This window comes from Streptococcus parasanguinis (assembly GCF_015556095.1).
Classification (GTDB): domain Bacteria; phylum Bacillota; class Bacilli; order Lactobacillales; family Streptococcaceae; genus Streptococcus; species Streptococcus parasanguinis_Q.
In genome coordinates, this window is sequence record NZ_JADNLT010000004.1 from 137,057 (window position 1) to 157,570 (window position 20,514).

The window sequence follows — 20,514 nt, forward strand, 5'->3', positions numbered from 1 at the left end:
CCACGTATAGAACGATGCAATTTATTGCCTTTATTGTTATTTTTGGAGTGATCGTTCTCGTTCACGAGTTTGGTCATTTCTATTTTGCAAAAAAATCGGGCATCCTGGTGCGAGAATTCTCGATCGGGATGGGTCCCAAGATCTTTGCCCATATTGGTCAAGATGGAACAGCTTATACCATTCGCATTCTACCTTTAGGTGGCTATGTTCGTATGGCTGGCTGGGGTGAGGATACAACTGAGATTAAAACCGGAACGCCTGTCAGCTTGACGCTAAATGAGGTTGGCAAGGTTGTCCGGATCAATCTTTCAGGAAAGAATCTGGATCAGACAGCCCTTCCCATGAATGTGACCCAGTTTGACTTTGAAGACAAACTGGAAATTACGGGCTTGGTTCTCGATGAGACCAAGACTTATGATGTCGATCATGATGCGACCATCGTTGAGGAAGATGGGACAGAAGTGCGGATTGCGCCGAGAGATGTTCAGTATCAGAATGCCAGCATTTGGGGACGCTTGATCACCAACTTTGCGGGTCCTATGAACAACTTTATCCTCAGTATTGTCGTCTACTCACTTTTAGCCTTTATGCGTGGTGGTGCGATTGACTACTACAGCAACAATGTTCAGGTGGCACCTGATGGGGCGCTGGCTAAGGTCGGTGTCAAAAGCAATGTTCAGATCCTTCAAGTCAACAACGATACCGTTAGCAACTGGGATGAGTTGACAGACGCTGTTGAGAAAGCAACCAAGGACAGCAAGACGGCTCCTGAATTGACCCTGAAAGTCAAAACAGACGGCCAAGAAAAAGAAGTTAAAGTAAAGCCAACCAAGTCAGGGAATCGTTACTATCTGGGTGTGACAAACGGCCTCAAGACAGGATTTGTGGATAAACTCTTGTCTGGTTTTACAGATACCTGGAATACAGCGACACGGATTTTGGGAGCTTTGAAAGATATCATTTTCCACTTTAGTCTCAATAAATTGGGTGGTCCGGTTGCCATTTACAATGCCAGCTCACAAGCTGCTCAATTAGGGATTCCGGCAGTCTTATCTCTTATGGCCATGCTCTCTATTAATATTGGGATCTTCAATCTAATCCCGATTCCAGCTTTGGATGGAGGAAAAATCTTGATCAATTTGATCGAGGTCGTCCGGAGAAAGCCACTGAAACAAGAAGTAGAAACCTATATGACGCTTGCAGGTGTAGCTGTAATGGTTATTTTGATGATTGCTGTCACCTGGAATGATATTATGAAATTATTTTTGAAATAGAAAAGGATATTGTCCATGAAACAAAGTAAAATGTTGATTCCAACGCTTCGCGAAATGCCAAGCGATGCCCAAGTCATTAGCCATGCTTTGATGTTGCGTGCAGGTTATGTTCGCCAAGTATCAGCTGGTGTCTATTCTTATCTGCCCTTAGCAAATCGAGTGATTGAAAAAGCAAAAGGCATCATGCGCCAAGAATTTGAAAAAATTGGAGCAGTAGAAATGCTTGCTCCAGCCCTTTTGAGTGCGGATCTCTGGCGTGAATCTGGTCGTTACGAAACTTACGGGGAAGACCTCTATAAGTTGAAAAACCGTGAAGGATCTGACTTTATCTTAGGTCCAACTCACGAAGAAACCTTTACCGCTATTGTGCGCGACTCCGTAAAATCTTACAAACAATTGCCGTTGAATCTCTACCAAATTCAACCAAAATACCGCGATGAAAAACGCCCACGGAACGGTCTTCTTCGGACCCGTGAATTCATCATGAAAGATGGTTACAGTTTCCATGCCAACTACGATAGCTTGGACGTTATTTATGATGAATACAAGGCAGCTTATGAGCGGATCTTCACACGCAGTGGCATCGACTACAAAGCCATCATCGGTGATGGTGGTGCCATGGGTGGAAAAGATAGCCAAGAGTTTATGGCCATTACACCTTCGCGTACAGACCTTGACCGTTGGGTGGTGTTAGACAAGTCTGTTGCATCATTTGACGAGATCCCAGCAGAAGTTCAAGAAGAAATCAAAGCAGAATTGCTCAAATGGATGGTCTCTGGTGAAGATACCATTGCCTATTCAAGTGAATCAACCTATGCTGCGAACTTGGAAATGGCTACTAACGAATACAAGCCAAGTAACCGTGTCGTAGCAGAAGAAGAAGTGAAGCGCGTGGAAACACCAGGTGTCAAATCGATTGATGAAGTAGCTGCATTCTTGAATGTTCCAGAAGAAGCTACTATCAAGACTTTGGTTTACATCGCAGATGGTGAGCCTGTTGTTGCCCTTCTCGTAGGTAATGATCAGCTCAATGAAGTGAAGTTGAAAAACCACCTCGGCGCAGACTTCTTTGAACCTGCAACCGAAGTGGAAGTGAAAGAATTATTAGGAGCTGATTTTGGCTCTCTCGGTCCAGTAGATCTTCCTGAAAATGTTAAGATTATCGCAGACCGCAAGGTCCAAGACAGCCGCAATGCAGTAGTCGGTGCCAATGAAACAGGCTACCACTTGACTGGTGTCAACCCAGGACGTGACTTTACTGCAGAATACGTCGATATCCGTGAAGTTCGTGAAGGCGAAATCTCACCAGATGGGAAAGGGGTCTTGAACTTTGCACGAGGGATCGAAATCGGTCACATTTTCAAACTCGGCACACGCTACTCCGCTAGCATGGGAGCAGATGTCTTGGACGAAAACGGTCGTGCGGTTCCAATCATCATGGGATGCTACGGAATCGGTGTCAGCCGTCTTCTTTCAGCCGTTATGGAGCAACATGCTCGCCTCTTTGTCAATAAGACTCCAAAAGGGGAGTACCGTTACGCTTGGGGAATTAACTTCCCTAAAGAATTGGCGCCATTTGATGTGCATTTGATTCCAGTCAATGTTAAGGATGAAGCAAGCCTTGCTTTGACTAATCGGATCGAAGAAGCTTTGGTGAATAAAGGCTACGAAGTCTTGGTGGATGACCGAAATGAACGCGCTGGTGTCAAATTCAGCGATAGTGATTTGATTGGACTTCCAATCCGCGTAACAGTTGGTAAAAAAGCAGCTGAAGGCATCGTTGAAGTGAAAATCAAAGCGACAGGAGATACCATTGAAGTTCATGCGGACAATCTCCTTGAAACTCTTTCAATCTTGAACAAATAAGAAAAAGCTTTCTGAGCCCTCACCAGTGTGGTGATGAAACTCAGGAAGCTCTTTTTATTTTTCTTCTTTGAGACCTTGATCTTTGAAATAGGTAAAGAGATCTTGGGGCTTGCCATTGAGGTATTTCTTGAACTCGGCTCTTTCTTCCTCCCCTTGATCTCCGTAGATGGTAGCAAACTCATCTTTCTTGATTTTTGAGAAGTCAGCCTGTAAGACTTTAGCATAGGATTGTTTATCTTTTGAAATTTGAATGCGGAAGCTAAGTCCAGGCTTACCATTTAAGGTTTTATAGATATCGCTATGTTCTAATTCTTCTTGGTAGATTTCCTTTAATTCAGGAAGATCCATGTCTTGCAAATCTGAGGAAATGGGTTCAAAACTAAGGAAAGTAAAAGAGACAATTTCCTCTTTCTTGTAGCCAATTTGAATTTTGTTTTGGTGGTGATCGCCGAGGTCACTAACAAAGGTTTTTGTTTGGACTTGCTCCTTTTTGTTTTGAGTGGCCTCTTGCTTGGGAGAAGCGGCAGTAGTTCCTTTGCCTTGTTGGCCTTGGCTACAAGCGGTAAGAGCTAGTAGACAGACAGAGGCAAGTAGAAATTTTTTCATATATACTCCTTATAGGTTAATGGTGTTCGATCTTGTATGAAACAAGTTTTGAACAGGTTTCATTATACCATAAAAGTTTTAAAAATGAAAAAATATACAAAAATCTTCAAAATTTGCTTTTAAAAACACCTAAAATCAACAATTTTTATCTATGTGTTGAGTTAATATAAAAGGACAGAGTGTCTTCTTTTCTTCTCAGAAATAATACTAGTTAGAGACTACTGGGGCAAGGAATCCAGGAAACATGTTACACTTTTATGACAAAATGTTACACAATTGTAACAAAGTTACAATGTTTTATCAGTTAGCCCTCTAAACTTGACATTCTGGCAATATTTCATTAAGATATTTTTAAGTAAATAATACAAACAGGGAGAAAAAGGTAAAATATACAGTTATCTGGCATTTTACTAATTCGTACTAAAATGTATTGTTTATGAAAAAAATATAAGGGTATCAGCCCAAAAGGAGAAAAATATGGCTCAAATTAAATTAACTCCAGAAGACCTACGTGCTTCAGCACAACGTTATGCACAAGGTTCTCAAGAAATCGATCAAATCCTTACTACTTTGACTCATGAACAACAAGTCATCGACGCAAACTGGGATGGATCTGCATTTGATAGCTTTGAAGCACAATTCAACGAATTGTCTCCAAAAATCAAACAATTCGCTCAATTGTTGGAAGACATCAACGGTCAATTGATCAAAGTTGCTGATATCGTTGAACAAACTGACCAAGATATCGCTGCACAAATCCACTAAGATAGTCTTGGAGGTGATCTTACTTCTTGTAGGTAGATCACCCTTTTGTCTTTTGATATATAGAAAATAGGGGTTAGATTCTTAATTCCTAACCCCTATTTTGTATCTATGAATTAGAAAAAGGAAAAGGTATGGAAGTTAAAAATAAAAAATGGTTAAAATACATCGGTCAGAGTGCGGTTGTGCTCCTTTTGATGGGATCTGTAGTGGGTCTTTATACGACGGTTCAAAAGGACCAAAAGCAAAACGAAGCCAAGACCGTACAAACGACAGAAAACACCAAGCTCAATATTGCAGTTGTCAACGAAGACAAGGCGGTTAAACTGAATGATAAAGAATATAACCTTGGGGCTAGCTATGTAAAGAATATCGAGCGGGATAATTCGCAAAACTGGTCTGTACTCCCTCGTGGAGCTGCTGAGTCAGGGCTTGCAGATGGCAAGTACCAGTTGATGATCGTTATTCCAAGTGATTTCTCAGAGAAGGTCTTGGAAGTGAACGCGGTAAATGCAGAGAAGACCATGGTGACGTATAAGGTCAATGCGGCTGGAAATTCTCAGGTTGAAAACGAGGCCAATAAAGTCGCTAAAGATATCGTTTCAGACTTGAATAGCCAGTTGGTTGATATGTATATGGTTAGCATTTTGAGCAACCTTTATACAGCTCAGAAGAACGTGGAAACAAGTAACAAGATCCAATCGACCAACATTGGTTCATACCGGAGTAACTTGCTGGATTCAGCTTTAGATTCCAAGAATATCTTCCCAAGTCTCTATAGCTTGTCTACGTCTTCTGTCGAGTCGAACAATGCCTTGAAGACAGTCCTTGAGTCTTATACACAGGCTTTTGATCAATTGACCCAATCTCAGGATCAGTACGGTCAAAACTTCGACACATTGATCAAGCAACGCTCTGAGGATAAGATCAGCCATGAAGAGTTCATGAACCAGCTGATGTCTATGAACCAGTCTGTTGTCAGTGAAAAGACCCAAGAGTTGTATAAGAATCTACAACAAAACCAAGAAGCAATTACCAAACAATTGAGTCAACCAACTGAAACAGAAGGAGATTCTTCAGGGACCAAGACCTATGCAGGCTTGACAAAAGATGTGAATGATCGTGTGGCAGACCTCGAAAAAGGGATCAAGGCAGAACGCGACAAATTAGATGAGCACGAAAAGAACATCGAGTCTACTGTAAAAGCGAAGATCCTTGACTACTATGGTCTAAAAGAAGGAGACAAAGTCACTCTTCGTACCTTGCTTGGAAAGACGAGTATCAAGACATTAAGTGAAGCACGTAATAAAGCGGATGAAGATATTCGTAAAGCAATTGAAAAACTTCCGTCTTTAGATCCTGCTAGTCTGAATTTGAATAAGTATGGGAATTTCAACGCAGCGATTGATTTTGATAGTGCTTTTGCTGGAACGAAGGCGCAAGCAAAAGGGAATGCCGATGAATTAAAACGATTGGCTGCTGAAGTGGATGCCAAATTAACGGCAGTTGCGGATGTCCTTAATGCTAAATCTGGGAAACAGAAAGTTAGTATTCATGTCCCTGCAGGGGTCAAGGTTGATACTTGGACCTATGATGGACAGACTTATGCAGGCAGTGGTGAGCAGGAAGTCGAACTGAAAGATGGCAAACAAATTCAAATTCACCTTGTTGAAGATGGAGGAGCTATGCCAAGCGCGATTGATGTTGAAGTCCTTGTGAATGGAGTTTCTTCAACCAGTGTGACTGTATCTGCAGAAGACTTGAAAACAGCTGTCGCTAACTATGCATCGAAAGCTAGTGAAATCGCCCTGGATTATCAACGCGCGGGAGCATTGATCGATGCTTACTATCCAAAAGATGACAAGGGAGATCGTCATTCGCTCTATGATCCGATCGAAGATATGGATTTGACAAATGCTTTGGTCGATGTCGTGAAGGCTGCCGTTTCAAGTAACATGAAGGACTACCGTAAGAGTATTGAAACGGATGAATCTGGGGATGCAACGAAGAGTGTGAAAGCCCAGTTAGATGGTACACTTAAACAGTTGCAAGACTTGGGACCACAATTGCAGGCAAATCTTCAAGCAATCGAAAACACCAACAAGGATCTAACCCAAAATATCAACGATCAATTGAAGCAGTATGCAGACCTTCAAAAACGCCTAGAAGAGATCTCAAAAGCGCAGGAAACAGTGACACAGGCTCAAACCAAGACCGATGCAGATTTGTCAGCTCTTGGTTCTGAATACACGTCATTATTGAGCTCGACAGAAGGCGTTAAGAGCTCATCTCGTAGCAATGTAGAAGCTGCTAACTCTACCAATGAAATCTTTAGTCAATTGAACAAAGAATTGGAAAAAGCCCAAGGCAATACAGAGAAATTGTCTAGCAATGCGGAAAGTTTGATGGGTGAATTCGACAAGGAATTGTCTGAAAACGGGAACTTCGTCGAAGCCTTCCGTAAGGTCTTCAACAATGCCTATGAAAACGGAGTGCCGAATGAAGTCTTGCTTGACTTCTTGTCAAATCCAGTTGCAGAGAAATCGTCTTCTGTGAAAGCGACCATCAACGTCTACCGTCCATTTATCTGGATCTTTATGTTGGAAGTCTTGAGCCTCTTTACAGCTTATCTCTTTGCGACTCAGCCAATCATCCGTAAGGTTAAGGATCGTTTCAAATTGGATCGTTTGCAAGAATCAGATCTCTTGTCTGTCGGTGTCCTTGTGGGACTTTCTCTCATCCTTGGACTGGTGATCGGAATGATTTCAAGTATTCAACTCTCTGTTGGTCGTGAATATGTACCTTCATGGGTATTCTTAGCGGTTCTAGCAAGCTTTGTCTTGGTACAACTGCAATACCTTCTCTTGAAACACTTCCGTGTGATTGGAATGGGACTGGCCTTCTTCATGTTGATCAGCTATGTCTACCTATCAAGTGCGATCGGAACGACCGCGACCTTGTCAGGCCTTCCAGCACTGGTGAAAAATGTTAACCTCCTTTCTATTTTAGAAGGACAGTTTGCGGGTTACTTTGATGGACAAACAGCCGGTATCGGCGTCTTCTTCGGATTGTTGGTCTTCTTCGGACTTTTGGCGGTTGCCAATATCTTCATTCCAAAGAAGTTTACTCAAACAAAGGAAATTGAATCAAGCTTATGAAAAAAATGATGTATCTTCTCTTTGTCTTTAGTCTCATTCCAGTAGTTGCTGTTTCTGCAGATGATTTTATTGATAATCGTCTGCAGGTCAACAACTCACGTCTTGAGACCGAGCAGGAAAAGACACTTGGGGGCCAATTGGATGCGACTGAGTCTCTTTTCAATGAGAAGGATCAGAAAAAATTAGCAGATGAAAAACGCAAGCAAGAGAAACAATTGACCGATTCTGACGGCCAGTTGTTTTCTGCTATAAAGGGAAAGAAAAAAACAGGGCCTGAAGCGGACCTGTTCCAGCCTGAAAATCAAAAATTATCTAAATTCGAGTCCAATGTGGAGGACAATTCGGCCAGCTTGTCGGATTTTATTCCAGCCTTGCAAATGCTGGCTTGGAGTGCCCTTCTCTTTGGGATTGCTGGCTATATTTCCTATCGAATCTATAGAAAAGAGGCCTAAATGGAGCAACATATCAATGTCACCTTCCGTATGAATGGTGCAAGCCATGATCTCCGAATCCCAACACGGATGGAGGTGCGACGCTTGATTCGGGAATTGGATCAGATCTTTGGGTCTGCCATGGAACCTAGAAGCAAGTATCAGTTGCGCGTGGTAAATAAGGGCATCTTGCTGGATGAAGGCAAGGTGGTACAAGAGTATCCGATCACGAGTGGTGATCTGATCGAGATTGAGGAGTGGTAAGGTGAAAGAAGAACAATTTACACTGGAAGAACAAGTCTTCCGTTTTGAAAAAGAAGAAACGAGCTGGCGGCTGGACCTCAAGCGTTCAGAAGTGGATAGCCAGGATTTACGCAATTTATGGATTTTGGATCTCCATCATCCCTTGTTTTTAGAGCAAAGCATGACAGCGGATCAAGACCAGATTCATATGACCTATCAGACAGATGCGCTAGGCTTGAGTGCTGAAGAAATTCAAGAATTACCGGTTTCAGACCGTCTGCGTCTAGCCATTAATGTCTTAGATTTGGCGCCAGCCTTGGAGCTTCCGGTGACCTTTATGTTGCATCCTATCAATTTGTTTGTGACCAAGGATGCGCAGGTCAAGATCGCTTATCGCGGGGTGCCGGGAATGATGGTGCCACGCAAGTGGGATCAGGTTGAATTCTTGCGGCAGGCCAAGTGCTATGCGGTCACTCTTTTTGGGGACTGGGATTTCATGGAGCTCTATCAAGGGACACTTGAATTAGAAGATCTACCTGATTTCTTGGTGGAAATCCGTGATGCCGCTAGCTTAGAAGAGATGAAAGCTCTCTTAGAGAAAGCCTACCAAGAACGCAAGGAAGAGGAAGAAAAAACCTTGACCTTGGTTTCAAGTCGTCAACACCGAATCTTTAAGTTGGCAACAGTATGGCTTTCAGCTGTAGTGGCCCTCTTACTCTTGCCTTTGATCTATTTAGTCTTTTTCCAAGCACCCTTTAAAGAAAAGTTGCTTCAAGCAGATACAGCCTATCTCAAGGTAGACTACACTGGTGTGATCGATGAGCTAGAGGGAGTAGCTCCAAGCAGTCTTCCAACGACACAGAAATATGAGTTGGCGACGTCTTACTTGCAAGGCCTGAATTTCTCAGAAGACCAAAAGAAGGTCATCCTTAACAACGTCACACTCAAGTCAGACAGCCTCTATCTCCACTACTGGATCTATATCGGTCGTCATGACTTTACCCAAGCGCTGGATACAGCCAAGCGGATCGACGATTCAGACTTGATCATCTATGCCCTTCGTAAAGAAATCAAGGCGACACGTGATAGCGAAAAACTCTCTGGTGAACAGCGCGAGAAGAAACTCTCTGAGCTTGAGGGCGAATACAAGAAATACTGGGATGCCCGCTCTAAACTCTTGGAAGCAGAGACAGATGAAACCAAAGCTTCCACTAGCAGCTCAACAACAGCTTCGTCTACAGAAGGTTCCTCAACAGAAAGCTCGTCTTCTACAACTGCAAGCTCGACTGAGTCTAGCGACCACAAGGAGTAGTCTATGAAAAAACGTATCATACTCTATAAAAAAGGTTTTCGCTATGAGCTAGCGCTAGAAGAGGGGAAAACAGCCACCGTATCGAATCAAGAAACAGCTCAGTTGACCCTGGCTTCGCAAGAAAATCCCCTTCATTTCCAATGGAGTCAAGGAGAAATCTTCTACCAGTATGGTGAAGACAAGGGTGTGCTTGAAAATAGCAAAATCCTTGGGGATGTGGTCTGCTACTTGGCGACAGGAGAAGTCCATACCTATGAACTGCTAGACAAGGAAGAAATTCTCGTAGCAGATGAAAAGGGTGCGGATGTGCGCTTGCATTATCCAGTGCGCTTTCTCCTTGTAAAAAAAGAGCAGACTTGGACTTGTCAGCTCTTATCTGGAAAACTCTACCATAACCATAAACTCGTCAGTGAAGCGACTTTTCCACTGGCCTTTGGGGATGAACTGGCTATTGGAGATGTGACCTTTAAGCTCTATCCGGAAGAATTTGGCGTGGAAGGGGCTGTCGAAGTGAGTCCTTATCTGGTGCCGCGCTTGCATTCACGCTATGACTTCTACAAGGACTATCCAGAGTACCACCGGTCTCCGCGGATCATCTACCGAAGTTCGGAAGACAAGATCTTGATCAATCCTCCAGGTGCAGAGCCTCAAAAGCCATCAGATGAACTCTTGAAGTTGATCATGCCACCCCTCATCATGGTTGGGGTGACCCTCTTGATCACCATTTTCCAACCGCGGGGTCTCTATATCATCGCGACAGTATCCATGTCTGTGGTCAGTGTGATCTTTTCGGTCCAAGGCTTCTTCAAGAATCGTAAGAAATACAAAGAAGACAAGAAAGAGCGCGTGGAGCTCTACCATCTCTATCTCAAGGACAAGGCCAAGGACTTGGAACAGCTATCTCGTAAGCAGAGAGAAGGCATGTTTTACCATTTCCCTGCGATTGAAGACTTGACCAAGATGGTCAAACGCTATGACTCGCGGATCTACGAAAAAACACCGCTTCATTTTGACTTTTTGGCCTATCGTTTGGGCTTGGGCAAGGTTCCAACCAGCTATGAGCTCAAATATGGTCAGGAAGAACGCAGTGGGAAGAAAGATGCCTTGGAAGAAGAAGGCTATGCCCTGTTCCAGGCTCATCAAAAGATCGACAATCTTCCGATTGTAGCCAGCCTTAATCGAGGACCTGTAGGGTACGTCGGTCCTCGTCCTATCGTGCTAGAGCAGTTGCAACTCCTGGTTGCCCAATTGGCTGTCTTTCACTCTTACCATGATCTGACCATTATTCCGATCATTCCAGAAGAGGAAAAAGAAAGCTGGGATTGGATGCGCTGGTTGCCCCATGCGACTCTGCAAGACATGAATGTCCGTAGCTTTGTCTACAATCAGCGGACACGCGATCAGGTCTTGAACAGTCTCAACCAAATCCTCAAGCTCCGCAAGGCGCAAAAAGAGGAAGAAAAAGCCAATGATACCAAGATCTTCCACCCTCACTATGTGGTCCTCATCACCGATGAAACCTTGATTTTGGACCATGTCATCATGGAGTTCTTCCGTGAGGATCCGACAGAGCTCGGTTGCTCCATTATCTATGTGGCAGACGTGCTCTCATCTCTTTCAGAAAATATTCAAACGGTTATCTCTATCAAGGACCGCAACCAAGGGCAATTGCTCTTGCAAGAAGGGGTTCTTCGAGAGCTTGACTTCCAATTGGATCACTTCCCTGAAGGTTATGACAAGGAAGCCATCTCGCGTGGTCTTGCCCCTCTCAAGCATATCCAACAGCTCAAGAGCTCAATTCCGGACTCGGTGACCTTCCTTGAAATGTACCAGGCAGAAACTTTCAATGACCTCAAGGTCTTGAGTCGTTGGGAGAGCCATGCCCCTTACCAAAGTTTGGCCGTGCCGATCGGTCTGCGCGGGAAGGACGATTTGGTCTATCTCAATCTCCATGAAAAAGCTCATGGACCACACGGCTTGATCGCAGGGACAACCGGTTCTGGTAAGTCTGAAACCATTCAGTCTTATATCCTGAGCCTTGCCGTCAATTTCCACCCACACGATGTGGCTTTCCTCCTCATCGACTACAAGGGTGGGGGAATGGCCAACCTCTTCAAGGATCTGCCTCACTTGCTGGGGACCATCACCAACTTGGATGGTGCCCAGTCTATGCGGGCCTTGGCCTCTATCAATGCGGAGATCCATCGTCGGGAACGCCTCTTTGGTCAATATGGGGTTAACCATATCAACCAATACCAAAAGAAATTTAAACTCGGTGAAGCGACTGAACCGCTTCCTCACCTCTTCTTGATCAGTGATGAGTTCGCCGAACTCAAGGTCAACCAACCAGACTTCATCAAGGAATTGGTCTCTATCGCGCGTGTCGGGCGTTCCCTCGGGGTACACTTGATCCTTGCGACGCAAAAACCTTCTGGGGTCGTGGATGACCAGATCTGGTCCAACTCCCGCTTCAAGCTAGCCCTCAAGGTGGCAGACCGTGGCGACTCTATGGAGATGCTGCGGACAGCAGATGCAGCTGAGATCACTCAGACCGGTCGTGCCTACCTCCAAGTGGGGAACAACGAAGTCTATGAACTCTTCCAAACCGCTTGGTCTGGAGCAGACTACCAGCCTGAAAAGGACCAGCTAGGGATCGAAGACCATACTATCTACTTGATCAATGAACTGGGCCAATACGAAGTCCTCAATCAAGACCTCTCCGGTCTGGATATGGCAGAAGAAATCAAGGAAGTGCCAACAGAGCTGGATGTCATCGTGCAAGAAATCAACCACTTGCATCAACAAGAAGGTATCGCAGCTGTGGCCCAACCATGGTTGCCACCCCTCAAAGAGCGGATTACGCTGGATGAGTTGGAAAAGGTCGTGCCAATCGAGGCTTGGCAAAAACGGACAGCTCCAAGCGTCCTGATCGGGGTAGCCGATATCCCACAAGCGCAAAAGCAAGAAGCAGTCGCTATCGATCTGTCAAAAGATGGGAATATCCTCCTTTACGGAAGTCCAGGTACAGGAAAGACCACTTTCCTCCAGACTGCCGCAATGGATCTGGCTCGCAAGCAGAGTCCAGAAAATCTGACCATGTATCTGCTGGATTTCGGAACCAATGGTTTAGCGCCCCTGACTCAATTGCCACATGTGGCCGATAGCCTCTTGCTGGATCAGACGGAGAAAATCCAGAAATTCATCCGGATCATCAACCGCGAGTTGGATCGTCGCAAGAAGCTCCTGTCTGAGCATGGTGTCGGCACCATCGCCCTCTACCGTGAAGTGACCGGTAAGCAAGAGCCAACCATGGTCATCCTCATGGATAGCTATGAGTCTATGAAGGACGAGCCTTATGAGACAGACCTCTTCAAGCTCTTCATGCGGATCTCCCGTGAAGGTCTCAGCATCGGTGTGCACCTGATCATCACAGCTAGCCGTCAGAACAACCTACGTGCTCAGCTCTATTCAAACTTCAAACACCAGCTGACCTTGCCACAAAATGATATCTCTGAAGTCCGCGGTATCGTAGGAGCAACCCCACTGGCGTCTACGATGGAAGACATCAAGGGACGCGCGCTCATGAAGCGTGACGAAGTCGATGTCGTCCAGTTCGCCCTGCCAGTCGCAGGAGACAATGATATCCAAATCATCAACAACCTCCGCGATCAAGTCCAAAGCCTCAAAGAGATGTGGACAGGCCGCACCCCAGCAGGCATCCCAATGGTGCCAGATGAGTTGACAGAAGCAGCCTTCTATGGACGTGAGGACGTGAAAGAGTCCATGGAAAATCTAGAATTTCCAATTGGACTTGACTTTGAAATGGTCAAAACTATCAAGATTCCATTTGATCGCTTGAAAAATCTGGTATTTATGGCGGACTCTCCAGAATCACTGGAAAATCAGCAAAAACATTTGTTAAATACAGCACTTCAATTTGGATCAAAATTACATATTATGCTGGTGGATCCATTAGAAGAATGTATTGCCTACAAGGATAGAGTTTCTACTTATATTAGTAGTAGCCAAGAAATCTCTGAAATTGCTAAACAATTAATATATGAGGTTGATCGTCGTCTTGAAAAAGATCTATATTCAGACTGGTTGATCATGATGCCAACTATTAAGGCAATTGTTGATCACGGACTCACAGAAAAAGATCTACGCTATCTATTTGATAATGGACCACGAGTTGGTATGCACTTTGTAATAGGAAGTGAATATGCCTATCTTGGAAATAACATCAATGAAGTACCGAAATATCTCAAAGGCAATGCTCAATGGTTTATGATCGGTATGAGATTGATGGATCAAATGTTCCTAGATAAGCCTTATAATAATCGAGAAGCACGTCTTGCTTCAGATGAAATTTACTTGCATGATCGCAAGCAAGCTATTAAACTTAAAATCACCAAGAATGGATAGGGAGGTAACTATATGACACCAATACAGAGTAGAGAAGAAGTCGCAAGTTCTATCGCTTCAGGAATAGCGAGTGCGGCAGGAAGTATAACAGCACCTGGCCCAGTCACACTAGATGGATCGAGTGAGTATCCAGGAAATAGTACAGCTGCAGAAAAAATTCCAGAGGAAGCCAACTATGCAGCCTCAATTAGTGGTGTGCTAAATGATTTTGTAGAATTGATCCATGGGGTTGCGGCAGAATTTGTAGCCATGGATAGTAATATCGCGTCCAACATCGATGCCAATACATCTAATTTACCAGAAACCAGTGCAGCTCCTGGTGAGAGCGGAGAGTTTGTACCAAATTCGGGATACTTTGCAGAATAATGAAACCAATCACCTTAGAAGAGATCGATAAAAAGAAGAAAAACATTACCCAATCGCTCGATCAGCTGAACTTAGAAAAAAGGAAAGTGGAGAGAGCAGAAAAGGAAATGTTTGAACTACATCGACAAAGCTTAAAACCTCTTCGTCAGATCTTAACGCTGCCCATATCTTCCAAAGACTATCAAGTCTACGAAAATCTAATCGTGAGTGTAGAAGGCATCGGAGCTATGGTTGAAGAATGGTCTGAAGGACGAAGAGCGGATATTAAGAAGCGAGAAAATCAGCTGGATGAGCAATTAAATGAACTCTACCACGCTAGAAAGAAACTATTAATAGAACAGGAGTCGAAAAAGTAATATGGTCAAAATGGTATTAGGATCATCGGATGCACAAGGACAGACCATGTCTTCCGTTGGAAAAGCTAGGGTAACTGCCTATAATTCAGCGGTTAAAGCCCTCTCTAACTTCAATGGAGCGGGTGACTTGCAAGGGAGTGCCTATGATTCAGGGAAAAAATATGGAGTGAGTGTGATTACGCCACTGATTAAAGGGGCAATCATGTATTCTGAGTACCTCAGTGAAGCCGTGCCCAAACTCCCCTCAAAATATCGGTCAGAAGTTGGGGGAGAAGATCTGGATTCAGCCGTACTTGAAAGTGAAATCCAAAGCCTTGAAAGTAGTATTAGTAGTCTCAGAGGTACTTTTCGTGCTATGGAAAGTAGTGATCATGCGGATAAGAGTCTCCTGCAAAATATATCTTCTCGCATGGATAGTTTAACATCTCAAAAAAATGAGAAGATGGAAAAACTTCGCAAGTTGAATCTATTTGCAGGGAGTTCCAATGAAGTATTCTCAGGAGAAGGTGCTAAGAGCATGGACACTGTGGTGAAAAACTTGGCTTCCGGATTGAATATGATACAGGGAGATTTTGCGAGCTTCGGTGGGACATTCCCCAAACATTCTGGAAAAACGTTAAACTGGGCTAAGAGTATCGAAGGCGAATGGGATAAGAAAGCCAAGATTGATGAAGATTATCAGAAGGTTCTTGAAAAGGCAAATAAAGGTAAGGAACTATCTGATGATGATGTGAAGAAGATCAATGCATACAAGAGTCGATATTCTAATAGAGAATTACCGGAAAATATTCAACAGAAATTAAATGCATATAATGACAAAAAGAAACAAGAAATTAAGAGAAATAAGAAAATTGAAGAGACTGCAAAAAATGCACCTCGTGATGTTTCTACAGCAGTAGCAATAGAAAAAATAAGTAGTGATACCGAAGATAAGATTATTAATGCTGGTGCTAAAAAAGCTGCCCAGAAAAGTGCTGAAATATATGCGAATAGATATAACATTACCATGAGTAATGGAAAAAATATGGGAAGAACACCAGGGGCTACTAAAGCTGCCATGGAAGCAACGGAAAATTCTATTGAAGGAACAAGTCGAGCTATAGGAAAAAGTGTTAGTACAGGACTTGGTCTAGTAGCAGGCGTTGGTATTGATATGCTTTTTGGAGATTCAGCTGATGAGGCTTGGGGAAAAGAAATTACCAATACTGCAGCGACTGCGGGGACTCTTGCTTTAATTGAAGGAGGAAGTGCTGCATTGGCCACTGCAGGTATAATATCTAATCCAATTGGTTTAGGATTTGGTGCAACAGTTGCTATTGGGATTGGTATATCATATGCAAATGAATGGGCTAGAGAAGCTTTTCCAGAGGTGAAAAAATTTGAGGATAATGTCGGCAAAGCTGTTGTTTCTGGCTGGAATAATGTTGTGAACGGGGTTAAAGGTTTATTTTCATGGTAGATAAAAAAAATATTAAGGGACGTGTTTTTAATATAACTTTAAATGATAAGACTATCCAAAAAGGTTGGTACCTTATTGTGACAGATACGGGTCAGGAATATCTTGTACAAAGAAATTGTAGTTTATCAATTAAGAGGTCTTTTAACATTTATCAAACGAAATATCAATTTATCAGACATACTATGGAACCAAGACAAAACAGAGTTAAGAATTATTCTACTATTGGAATTGTTGTTCTCTTATCTGCAGTTACTCGTATGATTATTCCGATTGAGTTTTGGTTTGGACCTACAAATACAGGAATGAATTTATATCAAGGCAGTCTAAATTTATTGATTCTTATTTTAACAGTGTTCATTTCATTTTTATACGTATTTGTATATAGAAAATTGAAATTAAAATTTTACCTAGAAAAAAGAAAATCATTTCTTAAGCGCATTGGAAGAGTTAGAGCGCTGACACCATTAAAAACGACAAAAGAAGGGAATAGTTTTTGGTAATGTTGAAACAATTTTTTATAAAAAGTGTAGCCTATGTTTTTTTATTTCTTATTTTTGTCTTACCAATATTTTTATTTGCCTATTTTGTTCAGTTTAGACTATTTTTAATGTTACCTATAGCACTTTATATTTTTCTATTTTATAATGGAATTGTTATTGATGAACATGATCAGGTTGTAGAAGTAGAGATTGAGGAGAGTAATAGTTAGATTTGTATAATTTTTTTCAATATATAAAGGAGAGAATTGATGAAAAAAAATAAATTATTGACGTTAGGGAGTGTGGTATATCTAGAAGGTGGAACAATACCTGTAATGATAGTACTTCGACATCCAATTTTCAATATTAAAGAGAAAATGTGTTACTTTGATTATGCAGCGGTTAACCAGCTTACTGGACTTGAGCCAGATAAAATAACGTACTTTAACCATGAGGATATAAGTGAGGTAGTCTTTGAAGGATATGTTAGTGAAAATGAGAAACGAATCCAAAAGGGATTAGCAGAATGGATTAAAGAACATCCGGAAATTCCCAAAGGAGACGTTGATCAAATTAATTTAGTTTTATATGATGATCAGTCGTAACTAATATTGCTGGTTTGATTTATCTAAAAATTTCTCAGCGCTTGAGAGTTTGCATATTCCTCTAAGGAAATTTACTAAGAAGTTTTTATTTGGCTCTTTGTCAACTGTAGTGGGTTGATAAAAAGTTACAACCTGGAGAGGACCAAATTGGTTCTCTCTTTTCATTCCCTCAATTCTCTCTACCTAGTGATTAACTTGCTCTTCAACCTAAATTTCTGTATGATAGTAGAAAATGTTTTTAAATCTAACTCAATCATAAAAGAAGGGAAATGATCCATGAAAAAGATGATGGTATTACTGGCGAGTGTGTTTGTATTAACAGCTTGTGCTCAGTTGAAAAAAGAGGCCAAGGAGACGACTGCAAGCAAAACAGAGCAAAGCACAAAGGCTTCCTCGTCTGCTAAAGAGGAAAAGGGCTTGAAATTTGTAGTAGCACCTCAGTATGAAGGAAAAACATCTGACTTGATCGAACTAGGCAAGAAGTTAGTTAAAGAGCATCCGGAAGCTGGCAAGCAAGGTGAGATTACTTTGTATTATACAGGTAGCACCTATACTTTGAACCAACAAGAATATGTAGTATTTATGTTGGTCAACAAAACGACAACGAATATTGATCATGATGCAGAGTTTAAGCTCAATTGGAGTTATGATGGGCAATCGATATATCAAAATCAGTTAGTGGAGTATAGTATTTCTGAAAATGGTAAATTACCTACTCAATCGGCAACGATCTTTTTGCTTCCTTTGACCAAGGAGCAACAATCAATTGTCGAAAGTATAACAGATGGAACGAAGATGAGTCTGAGTATGTCAGATCTGATGATGAAGTAGGTGATGAGTATGCCCGATATCAGAATACTTCTAGTAATTGCTACGACTGTTATTGGATTTCCTTTGTTTGCCGTACTCTTTTTTGGACATTTTTATAGAAGAGAAGTTAGGATTAAGACCCTCTCATCAAAGAGCGTTGAGGGAGTGGTAGTTGGCTATAAGAGGACACAGATTGTAGATGTCCCAATTGTAGAATATAGAGTGGATGGTCAGACCTATCGAAATAGCCTGAAATATTATCGGGTAGTGCGGGCAACACTTCCTTGGAAAACGAATCAAGTGGCTAGCGATATCGATTTGATGGCGCAAAGGAATCAAAAACGTTGGTAATGCTATCGATTCAGGTTTTAAATCAATTCAGAAAGTGTTTGGGTGGTAAATGTGAAAATTAATTTTAGAGGATTAGATGTTGCTTATTTTGATGTGTTAGAGATGGGACAGAAAAAGTATGTTCTCGATTCCAACTCCACGAGACCAAAGAGTTATTATTGGGGACTTTCCCCTGAAAATCTTGAAGTGGATTTGATAGAACTTGATAGTCAGAATAAAAATTTTGACAAAAGAATTAATATGGGTCCTTCAGGAATGAGTATGGTAGGTGGTTTTTTTGGCCTTCTTTTGTATAGAGTAGCAACATCAATTTTTAGATATTATGATATTAGTCATAATCTGTATTTAAAAGTATCTTTATTTCTTATATCTATTTTGGTAGCTTATATTGTCTATCAAAGTATTTTAATGAAATCGAGGAAGGAGATTTCAAGTCGTTTATCGCAGGAAAAGAAGAGGTTTAAAATAGTCTTTCAGAATAATAAGAAAAAAAGACAATTCCATGCCTATCTGTTTATTCTTTTACATGCAATTGCTTTAGCCATTTATATGGGAGAGGATGATGGAACAGAAGCTGCCATTCTAGTGTTGAATGGTATGTTGGCTTATGTATTTATTTGGATTGAATCTGGCGCTATTCCATTGATTTATGATTATAACAAGAAATACTTAGAATTTAAAGAACTGAAAGAGGTATAACAAAATTCAGAAAGTGTTTGGATGGTAAATGATTAATTAAAAGTTCAAGACTGCTAATATGATAACGGAGAGTATTTTAGAATTAGAGAAATTATAAATTGAAAGGAAAACAAATAAATGTCTATTTTACCAATCGGAACAATCGTATACTTAAAAGACGGAAGTCAAAAACTCATGATTCTTAATAGGGGTGTGACTATTGATCAAAATGGAGAAAGTGTTCTTTTTGATTATTCTGCTGCATTTTATCCAATAGGATTAAATCCAGAACAGTTATTTTATTTTAATCGTGAAGATGTAGATAAAGTTGTGTATCCTGGTTATAGCGATGAAGAAGAGGAGCGATTTGCTGAAATCTATCAACGTTGGCTTGATGAGAATGCAACAACAATTAAAAAAGGTGTAACGAAATCTAAATAACACGATAGAATTTTATCATCAATGGTTTATACTGAAAATCTATACTATTAATTTTAGAGAGAATCACGGTTCTCTCTTTTTTTTCCCTCAACTCTCTCCACCTAGTGACGAACTTGCTCTTAAAATTAATTTTCGGTATGATAGTAAGGAATGAAGTATAAATAATGAATGAGGAGTGACTGATGTCTAAAGAAACTTATTTACAGGTGAAAAAAGAATTTTTGATGCGTTTTGCTTTTAATGTGGGGATTGCAGGGATCGGTCTTGTGTTATTGATCGTTATGATCTTCAATCAATCGCGTTATATTCCCTACTTACTTGTGGTTATGGGGATGATTTCCTTGATGAACCAAGTCTTGGTCATGCCGACAAAGACCAAGAAAGATGCCTGTGAGAAAGAGCATCCGGAGTGGAAGGAGCTTTCGACGAAGGGCGTCAAGGTCGACTCTAAAGAGCAGTCAAAACGCTATGGGGTGAGCCTGATCGCTTTGATCGTAGTCATCGGGGCTTTCTTTGCCATGTACCGTCCGACCCTCCAAGCGCAAAAGGAGCAAGTGGAAAAAGTGGAAATCCAGCAGAAATTGCAACCTGCTGTGGAGAATATCCAAAAGCAAGAACAAAGCTCGAGAGAAGCTGTCCAGTCTCAGATGAAGGACTTGCTGCGGACACCAAGTTCCAGCTCAGAAACAGAAGCAACAAGTGGAGAGTAATCAGGATTGCCTGCTGTTAACCAATCATCGAGAAATCACCGTCCTATCGGTGATTTTTTTGTCTTCACTTCTCCCTCGAATTAATCCTTAAATTGTGATAAAATAAGGGTTACGAATGTTTTTGAATGGTCTGTTTTTGCTTAGAAAGTAGGCTACTCAAAAGCGAGCAAAAGAATCAAGAT

Annotated in this window: 19 protein-coding genes; 18 read left to right on the plus strand and 1 reads right to left on the minus strand. The window is 41.8% G+C overall.

Annotated elements, in window-relative coordinates:
* The first annotated feature begins 14 nt into the window (after positions 1–14).
* Both rseP and I2E70_RS05820 read left to right on the plus strand, forming a co-directional pair.
* Positions 15–1,274, plus strand: coding sequence for an RIP metalloprotease RseP (rseP, locus tag I2E70_RS05815; RefSeq protein WP_070594770.1), 1,260 nt, complete (start codon positions 15–17; stop codon positions 1,272–1,274).
* A 15-nt stretch (positions 1,275–1,289) separates the two neighbouring features.
* Positions 1,290–3,140 carry a proline--tRNA ligase gene (locus I2E70_RS05820; protein ID WP_070594771.1) on the plus strand — a complete coding sequence of 617 codons (1,851 nt, stop codon included), beginning with the start codon at positions 1,290–1,292 and terminating at the stop codon, positions 3,138–3,140.
* 54 nt (positions 3,141–3,194) lie between these two features.
* Here the strand turns inward: I2E70_RS05820 and I2E70_RS05825 are convergent, their stop codons facing one another.
* Positions 3,195–3,746 (minus strand): hypothetical protein, encoded by a 552-nt coding sequence (locus I2E70_RS05825; protein WP_195423912.1) that lies wholly within the window; start codon positions 3,744–3,746, stop codon positions 3,195–3,197.
* A gap of 477 nt (positions 3,747–4,223) precedes the next feature.
* Between I2E70_RS05825 and I2E70_RS05830 the strand changes: the two genes are divergently transcribed.
* The 16 genes from I2E70_RS05830 (at position 4,224) to I2E70_RS05905 (ending at position 20,332) form a co-directional block, all read left to right on the plus strand.
* Positions 4,224–4,511: a WXG100 family type VII secretion target gene (locus I2E70_RS05830; protein WP_003016069.1), complete on the plus strand. Its 288-nt coding sequence runs from the start codon at positions 4,224–4,226 to the stop codon at positions 4,509–4,511.
* Between the two features lie 131 nt (positions 4,512–4,642).
* Positions 4,643–7,666 (plus strand): type VII secretion protein EsaA, encoded by a 3,024-nt coding sequence (esaA, locus tag I2E70_RS05835; protein ID WP_195423915.1) that lies wholly within the window; start codon positions 4,643–4,645, stop codon positions 7,664–7,666.
* Positions 7,663–8,118, plus strand: coding sequence for a type VII secretion protein EssA (gene essA, locus I2E70_RS05840; protein WP_003009984.1), 456 nt, complete (start codon positions 7,663–7,665; stop codon positions 8,116–8,118). The genes esaA and essA overlap by 4 nt, the downstream gene beginning before the upstream one ends.
* On the plus strand, positions 8,119–8,361 hold the full coding sequence (locus I2E70_RS05845) for an EsaB/YukD family protein (RefSeq protein WP_013904565.1): 243 nt from the start codon (positions 8,119–8,121) through the stop codon (positions 8,359–8,361). It begins immediately after the preceding gene.
* Position 8,362: 1 nt separating this feature from the next.
* Positions 8,363–9,652 (plus strand): type VII secretion protein EssB, encoded by a 1,290-nt coding sequence (gene essB, locus I2E70_RS05850; protein ID WP_195423918.1) that lies wholly within the window; start codon positions 8,363–8,365, stop codon positions 9,650–9,652.
* A 3-nt stretch (positions 9,653–9,655) separates the two neighbouring features.
* A complete protein-coding gene (gene essC / locus I2E70_RS05855) occupies positions 9,656–14,077 on the plus strand; it encodes a type VII secretion protein EssC (RefSeq protein ID WP_195423921.1) in 4,422 nt (1,473 codons plus the stop codon).
* A 12-nt stretch (positions 14,078–14,089) separates the two neighbouring features.
* Positions 14,090–14,443, plus strand: coding sequence for a TIGR04197 family type VII secretion effector (locus I2E70_RS05860; RefSeq protein ID WP_070590423.1), 354 nt, complete (start codon positions 14,090–14,092; stop codon positions 14,441–14,443).
* The gene (locus I2E70_RS05865) at positions 14,443–14,799 is read left to right on the plus strand and encodes a DUF3958 family protein (RefSeq protein WP_070590426.1); all 357 of its coding nucleotides are present in this window, start codon (positions 14,443–14,445) and stop codon (positions 14,797–14,799) included. The genes I2E70_RS05860 and I2E70_RS05865 overlap by 1 nt, the downstream gene beginning before the upstream one ends.
* A gap of 1 nt (position 14,800) precedes the next feature.
* Positions 14,801–16,258: a hypothetical protein gene (locus I2E70_RS10570; protein ID WP_229060275.1), complete on the plus strand. Its 1,458-nt coding sequence runs from the start codon at positions 14,801–14,803 to the stop codon at positions 16,256–16,258.
* Positions 16,252–16,758 (plus strand): hypothetical protein, encoded by a 507-nt coding sequence (locus I2E70_RS05875; RefSeq protein ID WP_195423924.1) that lies wholly within the window; start codon positions 16,252–16,254, stop codon positions 16,756–16,758. The genes I2E70_RS10570 and I2E70_RS05875 overlap by 7 nt, the downstream gene beginning before the upstream one ends.
* Before the next feature lie 248 nt (positions 16,759–17,006).
* A complete protein-coding gene (locus I2E70_RS05880; protein ID WP_195423926.1) occupies positions 17,007–17,342 on the plus strand; it encodes a DUF4176 domain-containing protein in 336 nt (111 codons plus the stop codon).
* A 276-nt stretch (positions 17,343–17,618) separates the two neighbouring features.
* Positions 17,619–18,173, plus strand: a complete 555-nt coding sequence (locus tag I2E70_RS05885) for a hypothetical protein (protein WP_195423928.1) — start codon at positions 17,619–17,621, stop codon at positions 18,171–18,173.
* Positions 18,174–18,317: 144 nt separating this feature from the next.
* Positions 18,318–18,503 (plus strand): hypothetical protein, encoded by a 186-nt coding sequence (locus I2E70_RS05890; protein ID WP_229060276.1) that lies wholly within the window; start codon positions 18,318–18,320, stop codon positions 18,501–18,503.
* A gap of 42 nt (positions 18,504–18,545) precedes the next feature.
* Positions 18,546–19,202 (plus strand): DUF443 family protein, encoded by a 657-nt coding sequence (locus I2E70_RS05895; protein WP_195423930.1) that lies wholly within the window; start codon positions 18,546–18,548, stop codon positions 19,200–19,202.
* Between the two features lie 117 nt (positions 19,203–19,319).
* On the plus strand, positions 19,320–19,622 hold the full coding sequence (locus I2E70_RS05900) for a DUF4176 domain-containing protein (protein WP_195423932.1): 303 nt from the start codon (positions 19,320–19,322) through the stop codon (positions 19,620–19,622).
* Between the two features lie 182 nt (positions 19,623–19,804).
* Positions 19,805–20,332 (plus strand): hypothetical protein, encoded by a 528-nt coding sequence (locus I2E70_RS05905; protein ID WP_195423934.1) that lies wholly within the window; start codon positions 19,805–19,807, stop codon positions 20,330–20,332.
* The last annotated feature ends 182 nt before the right edge of the window (positions 20,333–20,514 follow it).